Raw genomic sequence first — 332 nt, 5'->3', positions numbered from 1 at the left:
ATAACGCCCAAAACGGTCAATGATTTCTTTGTGAGCCAGTTCATATTTATAGTTACTTAAGGGCCGAAAAAGCTGCTCGGCCACCACATGAATCGCCTGGCTCTCACTGTGCATATAGGGCATGTATAAGAAACCACGCTCGGTATCATCAAGTTCTAAAGCAAACTTTTTCTCCACCGCATTCTGCGCCAAACATAAAGCCAGTGTATCGGTTGCAAACGCTTGGGCCGTATCGCGGAACATATTACGAGGAAACTGATCCAGCACTATAATTTCACATAACGCGCCTCGAGCAGATTTTCGCCAAGAATAAAGCTCGCCTTGGCGCGCTG

1 protein-coding gene is annotated in these 332 nt (G+C 46.7%); it reads right to left on the bottom strand.

What is annotated here, in order from left to right; genetic code table 11:
- A partial coding sequence (locus CWC14_RS18840; protein WP_138564405.1) for a DUF924 family protein occupies nt 1-332 on the bottom strand: 332 nt, incomplete at both ends.

The organism is Pseudoalteromonas sp. S3260 (assembly GCF_005886925.1).
Lineage (GTDB): Bacteria > Pseudomonadota > Gammaproteobacteria > Enterobacterales > Alteromonadaceae > Pseudoalteromonas > Pseudoalteromonas tetraodonis.
Note: the sequence above shows the minus strand (reverse complement) of the source record. Positions and strands in the feature narration are given on the sequence as shown.